This window comes from Paraniabella aurantiaca, assembly GCF_050309965.1.
Lineage (GTDB): Bacteria > Bacteroidota > Bacteroidia > Chitinophagales > Chitinophagaceae > Niabella.
On the sequence record NZ_JBLOSY010000002.1, the window covers coordinates 1038274 to 1061439 of the forward strand.

The following is a 23166-nucleotide window of genomic DNA, read 5'->3' on the forward strand; positions in this document are numbered from 1 at the left end:
ACTGCTTATTGTATATCAATATTAGACACAATCAATCCATTTGCATTCCGTGTAATCAATTTCACCTTGTAGTTCCCGGCGTTGATCATACTGCCAGTATTTATAGTAATATAATTCCATTTTCCCGGCCTGGTTGTTTTAAATACTACGGGCTCATCTGCCATTTTGTTATTGCCTATATCGAATAATTGTAGCGTTCCCATTACATCCTGCTCAAGCGGACTATTATACTTAAAGGTTATCGAATACACATCAGCTACACCGGTGATTATAGGCCAGGTTATTTCTGCGTGATCATTATTCTTCACCACCGTACGCTCGCCGCCGGCTATTAGTTCTTTACCTACATTATGATTCACGACAGCTACATCTGCCTTATAAGATGTAGTCGGTTTAAGGTCGTATGCAGGTTGCATGTTAGTGGCCGGTAAAATACCAATCAGTGCAATATTTTTCTGGTCTATCACTATTTCCCTGCCCGCTTCAATACGTTTACGGTATATATCATACTTTTTACCACCCGCCTCATCACTTATAATCGAATCGCTCAGGCGCTCAAAATCTTTTAATACTGATGCTTTTTCTTTCGCAATAGCCATATATACGTCGAGGGTATCATTAGCTACAAACCGGAGCTTTGTATGATCCGTTTGAGACAAGCTGATCCAGTCGGCCCCAAATAATGCAGGAGCCAGCTTATATATACGGTTGGCCTGATTGGTAAATAATTTATCACCCTCATCCAGCCAGGCATTGAAAGCGCATCCATTACATTTCAGATCCCCGATCATTTCAAAAGCAGGTATTGGCCTTACCTTTTTATTAACAGAAGCGATAGCAATAGCAGCAATAATTGCCTGCCCGGCTTTAGTATTCGGGAAGGATATTCTCAATAAGCCATTTGATACTTTTGCCGTCACCGTCTTTTTTAATGCCTTATTCAACCCTGCTTCCTTCCAGATATCCAAATCTTCTATTACAGTTTGACCGTTAACGGCCACATCAAATAAACGCATCGCCCCCGCTTCCATAGATCCGTCCACACCCAGCCAGGGTTCAACAAAATATAATTCAATTTCGTAATTACCGTTAGGTAGAGGGAACTGGTAGTAGAGTTGATGAAGTCCATACCTGAATGACTGAAACAACTCCCAGTCTTTTGTGCCTTTTATAGCAGCATTGGTTCGCCGCTGGCTGGCAAAAAAAGCCGGCATATTATCAAAAGCATTGGTCCATGAAGATGAACCCCAATACTTACTCCCAGCATTTGGAGGCAAGGCCTTGTCGGCGCTCCATTTACTGCCCCATTCATCAACGTAATCAGCACCGCCGCAATTAACCCTGTATACATAATTCAATCCGGGTTTAGGTTTTAGCAAGGATGTTTTTGAAGGTCTTAATGCTGCGACTCCCGGTGCTTCGGGTAAATGATCCAGGAAAATTGTATCCCTTGCTACGGGTTTGCCATTTACGTACCCTACCGCATATAAAATATTATATTGAATATTGGCTTTATTAAAAATAAAATGCGTTCCAAATCCGTTGTGCTTTTGTTTACCCAAAGAAACTTGTCCCAGGTCGTTAAAAAGTTCCACCGCTTCACAATTTGAATAAACCATGATCGAATCTTTTAAGCCGGGCTTCATCCAACGATTGGGCCAGGTATGCGAAGCGATATATACTATTGGTTCTTTTTGAGCAGAGACATAGTTACTACGGAACATATAAAAAATATCGGTAGGTTCTTCCCAGGGCGTTAGCATTCCCTTGTAATTTACAGGGCCGATACGATCCAATTCTCTCAATCCTTCTCCACCCTGTACCCTGCCCGGGTTATCATGTGAAGTCAGTAACCAGAAGAAATGCCCGGCCACACTATCTTTCACTGATTCCGCCAAACGTACTTTCTTTTCCATTAATTGTGTAAAACGATCTTCGCTAACCGGACCGTTTTGCTGATAACCTCCTTCTGTATGAAGATCGAGCGTACGCCAGGCGCCATACTCTCCTACTAATACCTGTTTCTTTAAATCTTCACCGTAAGTATCCGGATTACCTCCGTAAGTACCTGTCCAGTTTTGCGGCACATCCCAGTCGGTGCCTTCTCCCCCATTGCAGGTGGTTACCAATCTTTGTGAAGCTGATGTAGGATCCAGCTCGCGAATCAATTGAGTACACTCTTTGGCAAACGCTTCAGGTATCTTACTTTCATTTTGCAAACCCCACAATACTACTGAAGGATCGTTTCTCCTTTCGATAACCCACTCTTTAAGTAGCTGCTTAAAGTTAGCCTTGAATTCCGGTGTATCGTACCAAACATGTGCCGATAACTGTGTCCACCATAGAATACCTTTCTGGTTAAACAGCTTTCCATATAACAGGTTATGCGGTTGATGACCGTCGCGAAAAGCATTAAACCCTGCAGCTTCCATCCACTTTACTCTTGCAGCAACCTGCTCTTTCGAAAAAGCATGGCTTTGTCCGATTAGATGTTCATACTCAGCCACGCCATTAATGAACACAGGTTTACCATTGAGATAAAACTGGTTGGTTGCCGTTTTCCAATTAACGGTTCTGAAGCCGAAATCTGTTTCCAACCGGTCTATCTCCGAGCTTCCTACTTTTATGATGGATACAATCTTATACAAATAAGGATCTTCTACGGACCAAAGATTTACTTTGGCAACATTGATATTCTTCGTTGAAAACTCCAGATTACCGGTTGCTTTAAGAGCTCCTTTTTCCTTTACAGTGCTTATAGTGGTACCATTCTTATCAACAAGATTATGAATAACGGTAAACAACTTTTGCTGTGTGCCATAGTTCTTAATAGTGGTATTAATATTCAGCACCGCAGTATTACCATTAAGCGTTGCCCAGGCATGTACGCCAAAAGGTTCAATCCGCAAGTCGTTAGTTACAATGAGTTGCACCGGCCTGAAGATACCCATGGGTTGTGAACCTTCGCTGAACCCACGTTCATCGCTGCATCCGCCACATACCCAGGGAAGATCTTTAATAAACGGTGGATGCCATGCTCGGACAGCCAGTAAGTTATCGGTCCCGTCTGTTTTGATATAATTGGTTACGTCAATGGTAAAAGTAGTACGGCCACCTGCGTGCTCTCCCACCTCCTGCTCATTCAGGTAAACCGTTGCATAAGATCCTACTCCTTCAAAAAACAGGAAGAAACGTTTGCCGGCTTTCGACTGTTTCAGTTTAACGGTTCTGCGGTACCATGCATCACCATGTTTATTGCCATGCAGCAAACGGCGATAACCATGATAGTCATCCCAATTGTGCGGAACAGTTACCTGCTTCCATTTACTGTCATCAAATTTAGTTTGAAAAGCAGGCGCAATGGGGGTTTCGTCATTTCCAGCGATAGTACGCCAGTTGCTGTTCAAATCGATTGCGATCCGTTTAGCCAAAGGCTGCCCGATGGCAAGGCTACTCAATAAAAAACTCGCAATGGTCGCCAACGCAGTTATAGCTGTGGCTAATAATTTGTTCTTGCAAGCCAAAATACGGCTTACACCAATGATAGTAAATCCTTTTAATACGTTTTTATTGTTGCTGCAGTGATCCATTAAATTGATACGTTCTGTTTTGTTCAGTTGAAAGACTTACGACATGATCTTTATAACGAAGATGTAATGGCTGGCCTGCTAATGATTTTACAGTAACGGCCTGTAACACCCCTTTACTCCATTGAATAGAAAGCTCAAAGCCGCCACGGGCTTTTAGTCCTTTCACTTCTCCCTCGGGCAATGCCGAAGGCAAGGCAGGTAATATATCTACATATTTGGTATGGCTTTGTAATAACATTTCTCCAATACCTGCAGCGCCTCCAAAGTTCCCATCAATCTGGAAGGGCGGATGTGCATCAAATAAATTGGGATAACTTCCGGCACCACCTTTTACAGGGCTCAACAACATTTGTATTAGTTTATAAGTGTGATCGCCATCTAAAAACCTCGCCCATAAATTAATTTTCCAACCCAGGCTCCAACCGGTTGCTGCATCTCCCCTGTACAATAAAGATTGTCGTGCCGCTTTTACCATATCAGGAGTTTGCTCCCAGTTGATTTCACTACCCGGATATACCGCCCATAAATGAGACACATGGCGATGCTTATCGGTTGTATCATCCACATCCTGCATCCACTCCTGCAACTGGCCATAGCGACCAATAGTATTTGGAGCAATCTGGCGATATTGTGTTTCCAGCTTTTTCCTGAATGCTTCATCAACCTTTAAAACAGCACCGGCATCTATCACAGATTTAAATAAATTCCGGATGATCTGGTGATCCATTGTTGGTCCTGCGACTAAGCCACCATGCTCAGGCGAGTTGGAAGGCGTGCTGATCAAATAACCTGTTCCAGGATCTTTAACCAGGAAGGCGCTAAAGAATTCTGCAGCACTCCTCATCAGCGGGTAAGCGGTGTCTTTTAAAAATTTGTTGCTTTGTGTATAGAGATAGTGCTGCCATAAATGGTCGCAAAGCCAGGCACCGCCGGTGACCCATATCCCATGATTAGAGGCGTTGATAGCCGCCGTACCTCTCCATAGATCTGTATTATGATGCAGTACCCATCCCGGTGCATTGTAGTATTGTTTAGCGGTTTCCCTTCCTGAAACGGAAAGCTCGCGTATCATTTCAAACAATGGTTGCTGGGTCGCTGATAAATTCAAAAGATCAGAAGGCCAGTAATTCATTTCAGCATTGATATTGGTGGTGTATTTACTGCCCCACGGCGGAGAAAGCAGATCGTTCCAGATACCCTGCAGGTTGGCCGGACGCGTACCGGGACGCGAACTGCTGATGACCAGATAGCGACCATATTGCAGGTACAAGGCTACGAAATCCGGATCATTATTGTTTAATGCAAATTCGTTTAGACGCCGGTCAGTCGTAAGAGCTGAACGACCGGCGTTGTTATGACCCAGGCTGATCGAAAATGTATTGAAATAACTTTGATACTCTTTAATATGCGCGTCGTTAACCTGTTGCCAGCTTTTATTTTTTAGTTTGTTAAGACTGGCCCATGCCAGCTGCGACGGATTAGCAGTTACATCTTTATAATTTCTGTAATTAGTATTGGCTGTAAGCCAGGTGGTCACTTCATCGGCGCCGGTTACTACTAATTTGTTCTCCTTAACCAATACCGATCCGCCTATTGCACGTATATTCAAATAGCCAACGCCTTTTAATGCGCCATCCCTCACATTAACTTCTAGGCTTACCGTATTGCCATCAATCCTCTTTACGCTGTTTGATTTGTGAGGACTGCTCAATTCAGCCGTGAAGCTGACGCTCTTATTCCTACTGGCGGTGAAACGAACACACATCGCCTGGTCGGGTGCGCTTACCAGGTACTCCCTGGAAAAAGTTGTACCTTTATAGCTATAAGTCATTGTTGCTTTGGCCTTAGCTATATCTAATGTGCGTTTGTAATCGGTAACCGTAGACTCCTCTACATCAAATAAAAAATTTAAATCACCAAAGGGCTGGTAAGCGGCCTGATACTGACCTACAGCAGGCACATCCGTATCCTGGATAAAATATTTCCATTGACCATTGATTGACAACTTCTGTGATGCGGCTTCATTCACCGGGTATACGCCAATGTGATTGGACACATCCTTGTAACCCATTATGCCCCCTTTGCCGGCGAAATTGATCACTAGTATAGCGATGGTATTTTTTCCGGCTTTTAAAGCCGAAGCTGGTATTACATAATTACGCGCGTCTGCATTCGCCTGAGATCCCACCAGTACACCATTGATATAAGTAAAATCCTGGTCTGTTATTTTGTTAATATCAAGCTTCAGATCTTCGCCGTTCCATTTAGCAGGTAAATCAAATTGATAGCGAAACCATACCGCTCCGTCCATTCCCTCAAAGCCCTGTGTTTCCCAGCCTTCATAGTGGGGTACCGCCATCGTTTTCCAGGACGTATCGTTGTAGCCCGGCTGTGAAGGATTATTTTTTAACTGAAGAATAGCCTGCACTTTTTTTAACCAGGCCTCCCTGTTTCCTTCATTAGATTTCAGGCCTAAAAACTCCCGACCCGCCAGTTCTTCAGCCTGCTTCTGCTTTCCTGCAAACAGCAACCCCCGTATGGTATCCAGGTATTTATAAGCGCCTTGTTTATTATAATTACGAGGGTAACCGGTCCAAAGCGTTTCTTCATTGAACTGTACCCGATCATTTTTAACGCCTCCAAATACCATGGCTCCAATTCTTCCATTACCTATTGGTAATGCTTCAAACCATTTGGTGGCGGGTTTATCATACCATAATGTAAGGTCTTGATCCTGGGCATTAATGGTTGTAAATCCCATCGAAAGAGCCAGACCAACTGATAATTTCAAAAGAGATATTTTAGCGGGCATACTGTTCTATTAATTACGTTTAATTTCTTTTGTGTCTACTTCTTTTCCTACCAGTATCAGCTCATTGGTAAAAAGGTTATTTCTTAAATTGATATCCCGGCTGTCCGCGCCGGTTATTTCAAGATACTTTTTGGTATCACTAAATGGCCAGTTATTTTGGAGTGACACTCCCCTGGTATTGTTCAGCGTGATCACAAATTTGTCTTCAATCGGTTTAGCCGTTTCAAACCCGTTTACTAATAGGCGCTCCACATTGTCAGCTTTCAAAGAGCTACCTACAGTAGTATTTACTCTTACATTCTGCAATTGAATATCTTTTGCATTTCTGATAGTAATACCGCGCTGTGCCTCAAATACTACATCGTGCAAGCTAATTTCATTCACCGGCATTTCTTCAATGCCATTGATATACATGGCTTCATTGGTATAAGCAGTGATATTGCTGAAGCGTATGTTACGGAACGTTGGCGTGCGTTCGGTAACGGGCTCGGGAGCAGACTTCGCATACTCCATATCCAATACAATAGCCTGATCTTTGATATTTTTCATGATGATATTATCTACGCGAATATCTTCAACTACACCACCACGACCTCTCACTGTTTTTAAGCGGATCCCCCTGTCCGTACCATCAAACACACAATTGCTGATGGTGATTTTTTTTACGTCTCCACTCATTTCGCTACCGATTACCACACCGCCATGACCACTTAACATCGTACAATTGGTAATAGAATAATTTTCTGCAGGTTTAGCTTTGGCACGCCCCGGCTGATCCTTACCTGATTTGATAGTGATACAATCGTCTCCCACACTAATAAAACAATCGCTGATACGTACATTGCTGCAACTTTCAGGATTAATGCCGTCTGTATTAGGCGCCAAACGCTGTGGATTCAATACCGTTACCGCATGAATCGTTACGTTATCACAAAACTCGGGATTAATAGTCCAGAACGGAGAATTACGAAAAGTAACACCTTGTATCAGAATATTTTTGCTATGCATAAACTGAACCAACGGAGGACGCAAAAAACCTCTTTTCATTTGTTTAGGGTCATCGGGCAATAAGATATCCTTGTTTAAACGATCGAACTCATATTGCCACTTGCTGCGAGGTTGATCCGCTTTATATCCTTCTACAAAATCCCACCATTTTTTTCCATGACCGTCAATAATGCCTCTCCCGGTAATGGCTATATTTTCTACATTATTGGCATAAAACAACGGGGAGAAGCTGGTTACATCCACCCCTTCGTAGCGGCTTTCTACCATGGGCAGGTAATCATCAAAATCATTACTAAAATGAAGTTCAGCTCCCGCATCTATGAAAAGGGTGATATTGCTTTTAAAATGTATGGGGCCTGTGAGATATTTTCCGGCAGGGAAATACACTGTACCTCCTCCGGCTTTTGCAGCTGCATCAATCGCTTTTTTAATAGCCTGGGTAGCTTTGGCACTGCTATCTCTTTTTGCTCCAAATTTAGTTACATCATAATATTGTTGCGCTGCTGCGCTAAAGCCAACACAACAAACCATTAAAAACAAAAAAAAATGGATTACACCGGGGCAAGACCTCTTCATATTGTAGAATCGTTTTAACTAAATTTCTTTAATTTATTTACGCCAACAACGTGTAATAATGTTAGGTTCAAAACGTTGTGCGAAACGCAATAAAGATAGCAGCCATTATTTTAAAACTAATGGCGATATTTATTTTCAGCTTGTACTTTTTTACTATTTGGGGTTGAAGGTCGGCGAACTTTTACATCAATTGTTTATATATCGCTCCTACAGAGCTTTATATCCTAATTGATACATTCTTCTACCAATATTTAAGTCCTGGCGGACTTAAAATTGCACATAATATAAGCCAATTAAAAGCAATTATGGGCCTGCAAAGTAACGGTGCTCCTTGCTATATCTGTTGATTATGTGTCGCGTCTACGGAGCCTCATACAAGCCTCTTTTTCTACCAATGCTGCCGTTCGTACGAGACTATGTCCCCAATGACATAACTGTCATACACATTCGATAATAACGTCTTCAGGATATATATATAAATTATAAGAAACTTGTTTCCAACAGCATTCAGTCCCGGAGGGACCAGATATTGGTAACGCGGCTTTTAATAGTCCGATAACGAATCCTGCAAGGACGACATATTGCCGTAAATCAGTGTGCTGGCATCTTTTACTCAAACAACCAATCAACCTGTTTCCTGTTACCACTTTCATATAAACCAGCGTCATAGATACGTAAAAGCGACTCCCCATCAACAAAACCCAGTATCAATGCTACACCTTTTGCCAGCTTCAATGTATTAGTACCCGTTTTAAATTCATAGCTGTGTACATGCAACTGAGGTAGGCCAGGTATGATCATGGCATTTGCAATTTTAGTATCAGCCTGTCCGTAATCGTTGGCAGTGGCATTGGTTTCCAGCTCAGGCTGCTTCAGGTAGGTAGTATCTACTGTGAAAGCAGCTTTCTGGGGTTTTAAGAAACCTACCAATACCTTTACCGGACGATCATTGGTAAAAGTTATTTGAGTACCCTTTGCTATTTGTTGTTGAAAAGAAGTTTTTAACCCTTTCACCCCCTTGAGCTCATGAGCAAATGACCTTATGGCAAAGCTGGTATCAGTAAAAGGTTGAGCCAGGCTATCGATTGTATAATACTGACCCTCTGTGGCTAGTTGAACCTTAGCATTGCTTAATGGAGCAATGTACTGTGCTGCTCCCGGCTTCACCTGTTTCAATGAGTCGATTTTATGTTGAAATACAGTTACCTCTTTTTCAAAAACGGGTAACACATCGTACCAGTTCTTATACTTCCCCCCCTGCCCTGTCAGCGGAATTTTCCTGGCACCCGTCTGCATACTATTGGCATACAGGTAAGTTCCCTTGGTTAATTCAGTAAGCGCTTTGTACCATTTTACGCTTTCTTTTAATAGAGGTAAAGCTTTATCCAGATCCTTAATGTCGTTAGAATATTTATAACGCAATACCTGCAATGCCGCTTCGGCTTTAAACGCAAAATGATAAGCCATTGCCCTGTAACTGTACGCATCATTTTTTATACGTTCAAATTCTGCTTTGTCTTTCTTCACCAGTTTTACTGCGTCGATGGTAGCTACTGCTTTATCTCCATGCGCTTTAACATCGTTGATAACCTTAATTGGAGTTTCGCCTATATGCGGTTTGCCGTTCCACTCTTTATCAGCATACTCGGCCAACGATTCACCTTCAGGACTTTCCGCTTCATACAACAAAGTAAAGAGACCGAAACGATAAGGATTGATGAGCTGCGTCATCAACATACCCAGGTTAAGCGTCTGCCGGTTGCCATCTGTTATGCCAAAACGTCTTAAGAGCTTGGGCGATATCTCTCCCATTTCCTCGTAAGATTTCAAAATATTACCTCCATCAGTTTCCGATACACCAAACTGATCGGCCAGGTTTCGATTCCAATAAATAATCTCTGCAGAACGGTCTCTCTTCGCTTTCCAGGCATACCGACTCCAGGCCTTGTACCAGAGCCAGTCCCGCTCAATCTGCAATAGTCTTTTCCCACCTTTTACACTGTCGGCGGTATAAGGCCAGTCCCAATACGAAGCCTGCGGATATAAATGAAGACCATTACCGCCCATCACTTCGTGCATGCCAATTACCGAACGCTGAATAAAATCAGCCGAACCATAACGTAAAGGTTCCAGGTTGGCCAGGATATGTACGTTCTCTATCTGCACGGAGCCCAGTTTGCTTAGCTTTTGATGCAACTCGGCCCAGGCACCACGTGGTCGGTCGTAAGTAAGCGCTTCTCCGTTAAACTTAGCTTCAGTATATAAATTTTTATACAATGGTAATGCGGCATCCATTACTGCAGGCGCGTCAGTATCGTGTGCCCGCAAAACGATCGGAGGTTCTTCTGTTTTGCCTAATGCTTTTAAGCCATCTTTTACACCCGGAATGATCGTCTTTGTAAACCAGTCGATATCATCCTGACCAACACCTTCCATGGCTTCACCTAAACATACCATCAATCCTACATTTGGATATTTTTCTACAAAAGCAGCTATGGACTTCTGTGTATAATCTGCAATAACAGGTATAATGGGTCTTTCACGTTCCTGTGTTTTAATACCGTGCTTCTCTGCGAAAGGTTTAGATACGATAATATTATAAAACATCTGGATTACCCAGATACCCCTTTTATCAGCCTCTGTAGTAAGAAAACGAAAAATGTCTTCATTCTTTTTAAAAGTAGCATCATCTACTTCGACAGCATAAGGATAATCTTTTAATTTAACCAATGACGCAAACGGATGGCCGTTCCAGAGATAGAGAGAATTCATCCTGTTATTGACCATTGAGTCTAATACCTGTATCCATAGTTTTTTATCGTACAGCCAGGGAAATGTTTGCGGCGTATAAGGATACTCGTAAACCGTACGACCCGGTAAGTAATAGGGTTTTTGTAGCCCGATACATTCGCCGCGCAATACCATTTCCGGCGCGTCCTGCAGGTTAATAGATAAAGGCAGTTTTTTCAATTCAGCCGATTGGTCTGCCAGCTCTAAGCAGCCGTATAATAAACCTGATGCATCGGCTCCTGAAATACGAATTATACTTTTAGAGGATTGAATGGAATAACCTTCTTTTTTAAGATTGCTGTTGAAATCCTCCTCAATGACAATCAGCTTTTGGTTAGCCTGGTTGTTTTTACCCGTGGTTGGTACAACATATACCATGTACCCGATTTTCTGCAATTTGTTTTTCAACAACTCCACCCCGTACACAACCCTTTGTTGTTTTGGAAGTGGATTCACTATTATCACTTTTTCGCCCGCCGCTGCTAAAGCAACATTCGCCCAAATAAAAAATACTAATACTCCTATTATTCTGTTCATTCGACTAATCCGTTATTAGGTTCAAAAAAAATCACCTGTTATTACTCCGCCTTTCTCATTGCTGGTATAAGCTGCTTCAACGCAAATCATAGTTTCCAGGGCATCATCAATACTATTTTCGGGTTTATCAATAACACCAGCTTTTGCCAGCTGCATCTGCTGCATGGTTCCGATAAAAGCGTGCGGAAACCAGGTTCCATCTATTGTTTTTGTTTGCCACTGTGCCTCCTCCCCTTCTTCAGCAATGATGTATTCAAAACTATCAGGCACTCCGTGGGGGTAATTGATCAGGGCTCCAAAGGTTATTTTAACCGCACCTCTTGTTCCTTCAATCTTCACATACGACTCCTGCTTATGGTAACTGTAATTGTGGTTATGATTGGTGTGGATGGCAGCACGTACCATATCACCATAATCCATTATAATATTAGATTTTACCGAAGCCAGTTGCGTTGCTTCCGGATGCTTAAAAGTGCGCGCATATATCTTAGAAGGGGTACCTAAAAAAGAGCGGATCAGATCTATGTAATGAATACTATGATAATTGATCTCCATTCTTTTTTTAGAAAATAAGAACTCCCACAGGTTCCAGGGTGTATGCACATTTACATATACTTCCAGGTCTGTTATTGTTCCTATCTTTCCGTCAGCAATCATTTTTTTTGCTTCCAGCATATAGGGTGCAAAACGCATCTGGAAATTAACACCTGCCAGTAATTGCTTCTTTTTAGCAATAGCATGAATAGCTTTAGCTTCTTCGAGGCTTTCACCATAGGGTTTCTGAATTAATACCGTTGCACCATCAGGCAGTTGCTCTAATACCGGTATGATCTCTGACGCAGGCAATGCAAAATCATAGATCGCATTGGTACCATGTACTGCCACCATCTCTTCCAGGGTATCATACACTTTTTCGATACCAAATTTTTCGGCAAGGGATATTGCTTTTTGTTTATTGCGATTTGCGATGCCTGTAACCTTATACCCGGCAATCTGGTAAGCAGGCAAATGAGCATCGGCTACGATACCACCGGCTCCAATAATACAAAGAGGCGCGGCCTCATTATTATTTGTCATATCAGGTTCCTCCCAGGTAATTACCGTAAGTGAGCACCACTACGGCTAATAAAAGAATAAATAGTGCAAATCCCAATGCGCGGCGTGTTATAGCCCTGGTAGCTTTCCACTCTTTCAAAATAACCCCTACCAATGAACTAAAAAATACCAGCATGATCATATGTATCGCCCAGCTGGAAAACTCATATTTTCCCAGCCGCACATGTCCTAATCCGTAAAAGAAAAATTGCCCGTACCAGAGCATGCCTGTAATCAAAGCCATCAGGTAATTAACGCCAAGCCCGCTTTGCCCGGTTGATGCATATTCAGACAAGGTTTTATTTTTTAAATGAAGCCACAGTGTATATATCAACGTGGTTACAAATGCACCTGTGTTGGAGAACAGGTATACAACGTTCACCTGGAAATCTCCGGCACCATAGTTCGCTGCAATATCCGATATGGGTTTACCCGCACTGATTGCGAAGCCATAAAAAGCCGACAACACACCCGCCAGCAAACATAAGGGCAATCCTTTTTTAAAAGAAAAACCAGCCTGACTTTGTGAAACATCTTTTTCTTTCAACCGGCCGGCCACTCCGCAAAATGCAATTCCGGCAGCACCTAAGATCACACCTGTTAAAATCCATTGCCCGCCGGTGCCACTCAAAGCATCACCCAATGTGCCGGCCATCATTGGAGGAACCAGGGTTCCTAAAACACAGGAGATACCTACAGATATGGCATAAGTTAAAGAGAAACCGATATGTTTAATAGCCATGCCAAAAGCCGTTCCGCCCACTCCATAAGCCATGCCCAAAAGGAAGGAATTACGCATCGCCTCACCGGGTGCTTCTGATAATACCTTGCCTAATGAAGGGATGGTAAGCCAGGCTACCAGGATCGGCAACAATAACCAGCAAACCGATGCCTGTGCCAGCCAATAGGTTTGCCAGCTCCAGCCCTTAACCTTTTTTTCAGGAGTATAGCATAATGATGCAGAAGCAGCTCCAACTCCATGAAAAAATATACCGCCGAATAATTGCATATCTGAGGTTAATTTGTAGAACCGAAGTTCCCGTTTAAAGGTTAAGATTATAAAATGCTATCGCATTTTCGCTGAATATCCTGTTTTGAGTATGTTCGTCTGATACCAACTCTTCAACTACCTGTTTGTAAACCGCCCAGGTATGAACATAGGAGCCTCCCAGTAATGAAACCGGCCAGTCTCCTCCCAGGAAACAACGTTCAGGACCGAATTCGATTAACACAAAATCAACATAGGGTTTAATGTGCTCTGCTGTAAAATTTTCTTTTCCGGCTGTAGTTCCCAGACCTGATATCTTACAATAAAACTGTGGGTGCAACGCCGCCTCCTTCATCAACCTTCCCCATTCTCCAAATCTTTCTCCTGCCTGGATAGGCGGCTGATTGAGATGATCAAATACCATTCTAAGCCCGGGAACTTTCCCGGCAACTTCCAAAGCTGTTTGAATGTGAGTTGTTTTCACTCCTACTACATCATAAGGTAACTGGCGTGCAGACAATAATTGTAAGCTTTCAATAACCGCATCCTGCAATAACCATTGATCGTCGGGCTCATCATGTATTAAGTGCCTTACCCCTTTAAAATATTTTTCTCCTGATAATACAGATTGCAGCAACTGGTCTGTCTTTGCCGGATTTAAAAGTGGCAACCAACCTACAATTCCTTTAATCCAATCGTACTTCACCGCGGCCTCTATCATCAATGCCGTATCGTCCAAGGTATTGTCTGCCTGAACCACTATTCCTCCTGATACGGAAGCAGCTAAACGCGGCTCTTCGAGATCTTCGAGATTATAATTTTTATTGAGTAAATCCGGGGCAGCTTTCAACCAATCATAGGCAGATCGTTCCAGATTCCAGATATGTACATGCGTATCGATTATCATAATGGACTTTCAATCATACCGATACCAAACGATTATAGCCTATTTGGCATCAATAATTTCAGGCTTCACCCCGATATCAAATTTAAGATCAATTTCGTTATTATGCTCTCCCAAACCCGGCGCACCTATATTGCCCGAAAGGTGCTGGCCATCTATTGTGATGGGTGACCGTGTCGTTTTTATAGAAATTCCGTTGCTTGTTTTTACCACCACTTCCATATTTAACACCTGGTAGCCCTCTTCTTTTGTCAACTGCTCATAATCAAACACCCTGGAACACCAGATACCTGCCGGTTCGAGAATATCTAACCAATAAGACGTTGTATTGTTGAGAAGATGGCGCGCTAATGCCGATTTTATTTCATCTCTTTTATCGAACCACTCATTTTTATCGGTATATATGGCTAATTCACTGCAGCCTGTTAATGTGCCCAGCTGAATAATGTCTGCCATAGCCAGAGCAATATAATCATCCTTGGTTTTATAAATACCATAAGGTGCAGCTACATAAGCATGACCACTATTTACGGCGCTCCGTTGTGGCAATTGCCCGCCATCGTTGTAATAGCAGGTCAATACTTCAAACTGGAAGTCCAATGCACTTTCCAACATGCTCACTTCTATACTCCCGCCCTCACCTATAATGGTTTTCTGATATAAAAGAGATAATATGCCCTGGGCCAGGTGCGCACCCGCTAACATATCTACTACGGACACACCCATAGGTGTGGGATTAGCGCTGCTGCTATTATTCAGCCACGCGAGACCAGAAATAGATTGTAGCAACAGGTCCTGCCCAGGTAATTTCCTCCACTCTCCTTCGTCTCCATACCCGGTTATGCTGGCGTAAATCACAGAGGGATTTATCTCCTTTACGCTTTCATAATCAAAACCCAGACGTTCCATTACACCCGGTCGAAAATTATGCATCACCACATCAGCCTTTTTTATGAGCGCAATAATCCTGGACACATCATCAGCACTTTTCAAGTCGGCCGTATAACTTTTTTTATTACGATTGATGGCATGAAATATAGAAGACTCTCCGTCAATCATCACGTCAGAAACATAAAGCTCCCGGCAAATATCCCCTGTACCGGGCTTCTCAATCTTTATTACTTCAGCGCCGAAATCTGCAAGGCACAGGGACGCCGAAGGACCAGATAAAAACTGGCTGAAGTCAATAACTAATATATCCTGTAGCAGTTTCATGATTTACAAAAGTTCTTCCTTTATTTTTTGGGTATGCTGTCCTAGTAATGGTGCTGGTTTGTCAGAAAACAAACGCTTGCCGTTGATCCTGATAGGACAACGTGTAGTCAGATACCTTTCTTCACCATTTACTGCCACACTATTCTCTATTTGTACACTTTTATACAGGTCGGTTTTTCGCAACCTATTCCAGTCATTTATTTCTGATGCCCATAACCCCGCAGCTTTCAAGCGCTCCAGCCAATAAGCATTACTTTGAGTAAGTAGTTGGGCAGATATGATGGCCTTTATTTCATCCCGCTTTGCAAAAACATCCTCCTGTGTGTACTGCGCCAACTCATCTATGGATAATACTTCTCTCAGCTGGGGAATACTCATCATTGCCAATGCAATATGCCCGTCCGCTGTTTTATAAATACCGTAAGGTGCACCCAGCAATGGATTTCCGTTACTAACAGCGCTTCTTTTAATCCCAGCCTTGCTATGATAATGCGTAGTGAAAAGCTCAAACTGAAGACTAATCGCGGATTCAAGTAAGCTCAATTCCACATAGGCCCCCACACCGGTTTTCTGCCTCCTGATCAAAGCGGCTAATACCCCCTGCACTGTATGAATACCGCATATACTATCAACAATAGACAGGCCAAAGGGCATCGGTCCATCACCATCATCGCCTGTTGTATAAGCCAGGCCTGAAAGAGATTGCAGCAGCAAATCCTGTCCTGGCTTGTTTTTCCAGGGTCCCTTTCTGCCGTAGCCCGTTATTTCAGCATATACGATCCGCCTGTTTATTTTCTGCACGTCGCTATAAGCAAGCCCTATTTTTTCCATTACCCCAGGCCTGAAATTATGTGTGACCACATCTGCCTTAAGGAGCAGCTTTTTTACCAACTCAAGATCATCCGGATTTTTCAGATCTGCAGTAAAACTTTCTTTATTGCGATTGATGGCATGGAAGTTTAAAGCATCCTCTCCTACCCAAAGATTTTTTATCGATAATTTTCGACATGGGTCACCACCTACCGGTCTTTCTATTTTAATAACCCGTGCACCCAGATCGGCCAAACGCAAACCAGCCGACGGCCCGGACAGGTACTGGCTGAATTCTAAAACAATTAAACCTTTTAAGGGCAGAAACATCAGGCAAATACTTTTGATAAATTTTTCTCTAAAGACTGAGTATATATTTCGTTAAGCTTTTTAAGAACGGCTTCGGCATTTTCTTGTTTTCCCCACATAAATTCCTGTACATACTGGCCCGCTTCATCCTGGAAATGAAGATATCCATGATAACGGGGGCGTACATATCCGTTCTCCATTACCGGTAATACGTTGCTAAAAAAGTTATGGGTCAGTTGGTTATTCCGTTCATTTGTCCAGGCGGCCAGGTAACCGGGCTGCCCTTCATTCAAGGTATAACCGTTGGTTTGAAATTGTGGGGAACAAACCATCTCAGCAAAAGCTATAGCTTCCTGCTTGTGTTTCGAAAAGTTAGAAACCGACAGTCCTGTACCTCCGATAGTAGTTCTTAACTTTTCGCCATTGCAGCTAACTACATCTGTATAAGACAATAAACTTTTTGCGTAACCTTCACGCGAGTAGTTGGAATATCCATAAGCAAAAGGACAATACCAATAATCATCGTTTGCGGACATCGCTTCAGCTACTTTAATCGGGTTCTTGTCAAACATACTCCGGTCAACCAACGAGTACAATTCGTACATGGCATTTAATGCGGCTGTTCCGGTGGTTATATCTATTACTTCTTCTGTTGTTTTAAAAGGAGTTGTTCCCTGCGCGATGCAAAAGGTATAGAAATTCATCAGGAGGTCTATCGGTATTGCCGGAACGGCTACCTTTCCCTGCTTTGCTAACGCAATCACCTCCGCCCAGGTTTGCGGTACAGTTATACCAGCAGCGTCCAAAAGATCTTTACGATAACTGGCAGCTGGCGTTGCCGCATCAATTGCCAATGCCCATTGATGACCACTATAAAAATAACTCGGATGAGATGCGCCTACACTGTTCTCTGCCTGATCCTGTAAATAGGCTTCAGGTAAATGCTCATCTAATGCCAATACGCATCCGGTAGCTGCTGCTGTTCCCACCCAGGGGTGGTCAATGATCAACAGATCATATTCTTCTGTGAGTTTTTCTATCGGAAAATCAGCGAACTGCTGAAGGCTGCGTTTATGCCATTGCACCTCTATATTTGGATGTAACTCGGCGAACCGTTGAGAAGCCGCCTGCAAAGGTGTTATTCCCCTGCTATGATTCCAGGTAATTCCTTTTAAAACAATATCAGCCATTCGATCCCTTTTTTTCAACCAACAATAAATGCTCACAAACCATCACTAACTCATCGTTTTGATTGAATACCTCCAATGCCTCGGACACGATGCCATATCCAGGCTTCTTATGATCTCTTTTATCTTTTATGGTCACTTTTGCTCTAATGGTATCATTAATAAAAACAGGGCGAATAAACCGAAGCTTTTCATAACCATAAGTCATAGCCACTTCATTAATTAAGCCAGCAGATAAACCAACCCCTACACTGAAAATCAAAGTTCCATGGGCGATGCGCTTTTTAAACGGTTGTGTTTTACACCATTCTTCATCCATATGATGGGGGTAAAAATCTCCTGATTGGCCTGCATGCAGTACTATATCTGCATCGGTAATGGTTCTGCCTGTAGTGGATCTGGAATCTCCTAACACAAATTCCTCATAATATATTTTAACGCTCATATTGCAAGCCTTTTATCGTTGATCGAAAATAGATCAAGGCCCGAGGTTAAAAAATGGGTTGTTTAACTAATGTGATGGAAGATTTTCCTAGTAATACCAGGGATTTTTCTGCTGTATTTCGGAGGCAAAAAGGCGTATTTGCTCTTATGAAATGATATTTATTTGAGAAAAGATTGATAATTTTACTATGCTTGTTATGGAAACTTATGGTAAAATATTATTGATTGCAATGCCTGCTTTTCTTGCTCTTGTATTATTTGAAAAGTGGTATGCCTGGCGGAAAGGAAACGACAATGTAAGAACTGCAGATATGATCAGCAGTTTGCTCAGTGGTGTTACCAACGTAACCAAAGATGTGCTGGGTTTAAGTATTGCCATTTACGGTTATGGCTGGATGGTTGAACACCTCGCTATCTATCATGTCAAAGCCACCTGGCTCACTTATCTTATTGCATTCCTGGCGCTGGATTTTTCGGGATATGTTGTACACCGGATACAGCATACCTACAATTTTTTCTGGAATGGGCACCTGGTTCATCATAGTAGTGAGGAGTTCAACCTTGCCTGCGCACTGAGACAAAGTATTTCCGGCATCATCAAAATATTTGCCGTATTCCTGCTTCCGGCCGCACTACTGGGCGTTCCCGAAAAGGTAATTGCCGTTGTAGCTCCGTTACATCTTTTCGCCCAGTTCTGGTATCATACCATTCATATTAATAAAATGGGGCTGCTGGAGAAAATTATTGTAACACCCTCTCACCATCGTGTTCATCATGCTATCAACCCCGAGTACCTTGATAAAAACTATTCACAGATCTTTATCTTCTGGGACAAGTGGTTTGGAACCTTCCAGGAAGAACTACCCGATAAGCCACCGGTATATGGTATCACCCGGCCGGTACAAACCTGGAACCCGATTAAAATCAATTTCCAGCATTTGTGGTTATTGATAAAAGACGCGTGGTATACGCAAGACTGGAAAGATAAAGGCAGGATATGGCTGATGCCAACGGGTTGGCGACCTGCAGATGTAGCTGAAAAATATCCTGTTTATAAAATAGCTGATGTGTACCGGTTCAACAAATATGAAACCCGTATGTTTCCTATGATGAGGATATGGCTATGGGTTCAACTAATAATGCTTTTACTTTTTCTTTCTTATTTATTTGGCAACATAGCTGCCATAGGAGCGCCTGGCATTTTCATTTACGGATTATTTATCTTCCTGTACGTATATGCCTTTGCCGAATTAATGGATAATCATTCAAATGCCTGGGTTTGGGGGCTGTTCAAACTGTTTTGTGGCTCTTTGATTATTTTTTGTACCGGTGACTGGTTCGGACTAAATTCAGTAGCTGCTTATCTGAAGTATATTATAGTTGCTTACCTGCTATTGTCTGGAGCTGTTGACTATTATTTTTGTTTAAATTTAAAAAAAGCTGGGATTCTAATAAATCACTAATATTGTTACTGTAAATTATTCAAGTGAAACTAAGAAAAACAATTACGGCTATCCTAACCATAGTACTGTCCGCAAGCTCTATTAATGATGTGCTGGCTCAATCTTTTCCTAATCCTGTTCAGGGAAACTTAAGTATAACGGCGGGTGCTGAGTATCAGAAAACCGATTTCAGATGGAGTATTGCGGATAGCGATGGAGAGCCTAATATTTACTCTGAACTTATTTACAACCCTATACATGCTGCCGGTTTTCATATTGCTGCAGCTTATAAACCCTATCGCAGGTTTTTATTAACCACCAGCTTCAGCCGCCTGCAAACTTTCAAGGGGAGCGCTACAGATATAGATTATAATGGTAATGATCGTACAGACTATATACCACCATATAGAGGAGACACTCTTTTTAACAGCCACAAAGGCAGTATGCGGCAGTATGATATTGCCTTAAGCTACTCCATATTAGAAAATAATATCTTTGAAGTAAGCGCCGGGGCTGGTTTTAATTATTCAAAAGAATTATTCTATTTGCGCGACGATGCAATGCCGGACTTAAACACAACCTACGAGACTAAATGGCAATCCGCCCGGATCTTCCTAAATGGAATTTTAAAGCTGACACCTCATTTGTATGTTGCTCCGGAAGTATCTTTTCAGCCGGGAACCTATGATGCGGTAGCCAATTGGAATATACAGGAAGATTTTCAACATCCGGTTAGCTTCATTCACCAGGCCAATAGCAGAGGCTGGAACTACAGAGCTCAACTCGGTTACCTGTTTAATAGTCATATTGCTATTCAAGGAACCTGGACCTATTCCGATTGGAGAACAGAAAAAGGAATCGATCGCCTGTTCCTGAAAAACGGCACAAACCCTGAAACGCAAATGAACGGTGCATTTAAGAAAAGCAGCGGCTGGAGATTGAGCGCAACTTATACTTTTTAAAAACTTATAAAGGATCAGCCTTTCGGCTTTTCCTGTTTTCCCAGGGAATGAATGCGCCCAGGGTGCCCCGAAATCTTTTCACTTTGCTTTCCCGTTCAACTATAGATTTGAATTTAGCTTCATAGGCAGACGAGGGGTTAATTTCAAACTCTACCTCATTAAGTTTCCTGAGCGTGTCCACAATAAATGGCACATGCCAGATGGAAGTAGCAAAGCGGCGCCTTGTGAACCCGCTCATCATCAAAGATTGAAAAGGATCGGTGACCAGGGCGATGCTTTTAAAGCCCAGTTTCCGGGCCATTTCATAAGAATAGTAAATATTTTCGGTACTGTGCTCAGCCTGTGTTTCAAAAAAAATATTGGCTGCGGGAATTCCCAGTTCCCTGGCATATAAGCCCATAATGCGGGCTTCGTAATACGGAGAATACACCGCGCTTCCCGAAAAAATCACATTGCGGATAATGCCTTTCTTATACAGGAAATCAGCCCAGAGCACCCGCCCTTTCATCACGGAGTCCCATCGATCATAAAACGGAACACCCGGAACAATGGCAACGTCAAAACTCTTATTACTATCGGCTACTTCCCGGTAAAGTTTGGCCGGGCGCCCGCGATAAACATAAGTTTTACAACTCCAGAAAGAGAACCCGACAAGAAATATCAGAAATATAAAACGATACATACAAATGTAAAATAGCACATTTCTATGTATCGTTCGAATTAGAAAAGTTCTAATACAACTAGTGCATCGCGGCACTCATATCTATCGCTTCCTTATCTTTTCGCTTTCTAACCATCAATATAAAAGGTATACAGATCAAAAAAAGTACACCGAGGTATAAAAACACGTCCATATAAGAAAGCACTGCAGCCTGCTTGGTAACGGTAAAGTCCAGCGCTTTATATGCAGAATTCAAAGCCACATCCGGAGACATCCCCTTCGCCATAAAGCCCTGTTTTAAGGCCGCCACCCTTTGCTGCACATCGAGGTTATTAACGTCAAGTTTGGAAATAAGATCGTTTCTATAAGACATATTCTTATTACTCATAAACGTAGTGATAGCCGCTACTCCAAAAGAGCCCCCTAATTGCCGCATCATACCGGTAAAGGCTGCACCCTGTCCGATCTGCTGTCCCTTCAGGGTTGATAAAGCCATCGTTGTGATAGGTATAAAAAGTAAACTCAGTCCTATTCCCCGAACGATCAACATCCAGAAAAAGTTATCCTTTGCAGTGTCGGGAGTGATGATCTTATAGCCCCAGAAGCTATATACAAAGAAAAGGAATAGCCCTACCGCCACCATATATTGCTGTGATACTCCTTTTGATATTAAACGGCCAACAACAGGCATCATAAAAGCCGTAGCGAGGGTAGCTGGTATCATCAGTAAACCAGATTGTAAGGCTGTCCAGCCTAATAAGCTCTGCGTATACAAGGGTATTATGAAGGTAGATCCGTACAAACCGAAACCTAGTATAAACGACATCCCTGTTCCTATACGGAGATTGCCGTTTTTTAACACCCTTAGCTCTACGATGGGATTTTTATAGGTAAGCTCCCGCCATATAAAGAAGAACAAACCGAATACCGCCAGTGCGGTGAAAATTGAGATAACCGGGCTGGCAAACCAATCTTCTTCATGCCCCCGTTCCAATATGAATTGTAAGGATCCCACGGTTACGGTTAGTAAAAAGATACCCAGCCAATCTATTGCCCTTGTGGAGGTTTTAGCTGCATATTTAGGGCTTTTAATAAATTGCAATGTCAATAACACCGCTATAATACCCAAAGGAATATTGATATAGAAAATATAAGGCCAGCTAAAATTGTCTACGATATAACCACCCAGGGGCGGACCTAAAGTGGGTCCTACAATTACACCTAATCCATAAATGGCCTGCGCCATACCCCGTTTTTCAGCCGGATAAGATTCGGTGATAATGGTTTGTGAGGTAACCAGCAAGGCACCCCCACCTACCCCTTGCAAAAACCTGAATGCTACCAGTTCCCATATATTGGTGGCATTACCACAAAGAAAGGAACAAACCGTAAACAATGCTATTGAAAAAGCGAAATAATTCCTTCGCCCAAACTGTTGCGATAACCAACTGGTCATAGGAACAATAATCACATTACCGATCGCATAAGCTGTAATTACCCATCCCACTTCAGATAAGGTGGCGCCCATATTTCCCTTCATATCATTCAACGCCACGTTGACAATTGTTGTATCCACAATTTCCAGCAACGCACAAACGATAGCTGTGAGGGTTACTATAAACCGGCGGAAACCATACTCCACCAGTGAATTTTGATCTTCCATTTTTATTATTATTTGAGCAGCTGCCACCTGGTTCCGATACGCACCCCATCCGTTAAGCGAGGTCGCCTGATTTCCAATATCACTTCGCACCTACAATTCACCAGCATTACCACTTGCATCAGCTGTACGGGGCTAATATCTTGCTAAAACTTCACCTGGATAAAATATTATAT

Annotated in this window: 15 protein-coding genes; 2 read left to right on the forward strand and 13 right to left on the reverse strand. The window is 42.5% G+C overall.

Annotated elements, in window-relative coordinates:
• Nucleotides 1–5: 5 nt before the first annotated feature.
• From ACLOAU_RS18765 to ACLOAU_RS18815, 11 genes are all read right to left on the reverse strand, one after another.
• On the reverse strand, nt 6–3590 hold the full coding sequence (locus ACLOAU_RS18765) for a malectin domain-containing carbohydrate-binding protein (protein WP_427863448.1): 3585 nt from the start codon (nt 3588–3590) through the stop codon (nt 6–8).
• Entirely contained in the window at nt 3568–6381 is a 2814-nt protein-coding gene (locus ACLOAU_RS18770) for a glycoside hydrolase family 95 protein (RefSeq protein WP_427863449.1), read from the reverse strand. Before ACLOAU_RS18770 ends, ACLOAU_RS18765 begins: the two co-directional genes overlap by 23 nt.
• 30 nt (nt 6382–6411) lie before the next feature.
• Nucleotides 6412–7986, reverse strand: a complete 1575-nt coding sequence (locus ACLOAU_RS18775) for a glycoside hydrolase family 28 protein (protein WP_427863450.1) — start codon at nt 7984–7986, stop codon at nt 6412–6414.
• A gap of 609 nt (nt 7987–8595) precedes the next feature.
• Nucleotides 8596–11313, reverse strand: a complete 2718-nt coding sequence (locus tag ACLOAU_RS18780; RefSeq protein WP_427863451.1) for an alpha-d-galacturonidase — start codon at nt 11311–11313, stop codon at nt 8596–8598.
• 21 nt (nt 11314–11334) lie between these two features.
• Nucleotides 11335–12390: a Gfo/Idh/MocA family protein gene (locus ACLOAU_RS18785; protein ID WP_427863452.1), complete on the reverse strand. Its 1056-nt coding sequence runs from the start codon at nt 12388–12390 to the stop codon at nt 11335–11337.
• Between the two features lies 1 nt (nt 12391).
• A complete protein-coding gene (locus tag ACLOAU_RS18790) occupies nt 12392–13417 on the reverse strand; it encodes an L-rhamnose/proton symporter RhaT (RefSeq protein ID WP_427863453.1) in 1026 nt (341 codons plus the stop codon).
• Between the two features lie 34 nt (nt 13418–13451).
• Nucleotides 13452–14303, reverse strand: a complete 852-nt coding sequence (locus ACLOAU_RS18795; protein WP_427863454.1) for an amidohydrolase family protein — start codon at nt 14301–14303, stop codon at nt 13452–13454.
• Nucleotides 14304–14342: 39 nt separating this feature from the next.
• Entirely contained in the window at nt 14343–15515 is a 1173-nt protein-coding gene (locus ACLOAU_RS18800) for a CaiB/BaiF CoA transferase family protein (RefSeq protein WP_427863455.1), read from the reverse strand.
• A gap of 3 nt (nt 15516–15518) precedes the next feature.
• A complete protein-coding gene (locus ACLOAU_RS18805; RefSeq protein WP_427863456.1) occupies nt 15519–16655 on the reverse strand; it encodes a CaiB/BaiF CoA transferase family protein in 1137 nt (378 codons plus the stop codon).
• Entirely contained in the window at nt 16655–17824 is a 1170-nt protein-coding gene (locus ACLOAU_RS18810) for an ABC transporter substrate-binding protein (RefSeq protein ID WP_427863457.1), read from the reverse strand. Before ACLOAU_RS18810 ends, ACLOAU_RS18805 begins: the two co-directional genes overlap by 1 nt.
• Nucleotides 17817–18266, reverse strand: a complete 450-nt coding sequence (locus tag ACLOAU_RS18815) for a MaoC family dehydratase (RefSeq protein WP_427863458.1) — start codon at nt 18264–18266, stop codon at nt 17817–17819. The genes ACLOAU_RS18810 and ACLOAU_RS18815 overlap by 8 nt, the downstream gene beginning before the upstream one ends.
• A 187-nt stretch (nt 18267–18453) precedes the next feature.
• Here ACLOAU_RS18815 and ACLOAU_RS18820 point away from each other — a divergent pair, with 187 nt between their 5' ends.
• Together ACLOAU_RS18820 and ACLOAU_RS18825 are read left to right on the forward strand one after the other, a co-directional pair.
• Nucleotides 18454–19728 (forward strand): sterol desaturase family protein, encoded by a 1275-nt coding sequence (locus ACLOAU_RS18820; protein WP_427863459.1) that lies wholly within the window; start codon nt 18454–18456, stop codon nt 19726–19728.
• A 23-nt stretch (nt 19729–19751) separates the two neighbouring features.
• Nucleotides 19752–20669, forward strand: coding sequence for a porin family protein (locus tag ACLOAU_RS18825; protein WP_427863460.1), 918 nt, complete (start codon nt 19752–19754; stop codon nt 20667–20669).
• Nucleotides 20670–20673: 4 nt separating this feature from the next.
• Here ACLOAU_RS18825 and ACLOAU_RS18830 read toward each other — a convergent pair whose 3' ends face one another.
• Complete coding sequence (locus ACLOAU_RS18830; RefSeq protein ID WP_427863461.1) at nt 20674–21351, reverse strand: YdcF family protein; 678 nt, start codon at nt 21349–21351, stop codon at nt 20674–20676.
• A 58-nt stretch (nt 21352–21409) separates the two neighbouring features.
• Entirely contained in the window at nt 21410–22993 is a 1584-nt protein-coding gene (locus ACLOAU_RS18835; protein WP_427863462.1) for a DHA2 family efflux MFS transporter permease subunit, read from the reverse strand.
• Nucleotides 22994–23166 lie beyond the last annotated feature (173 nt).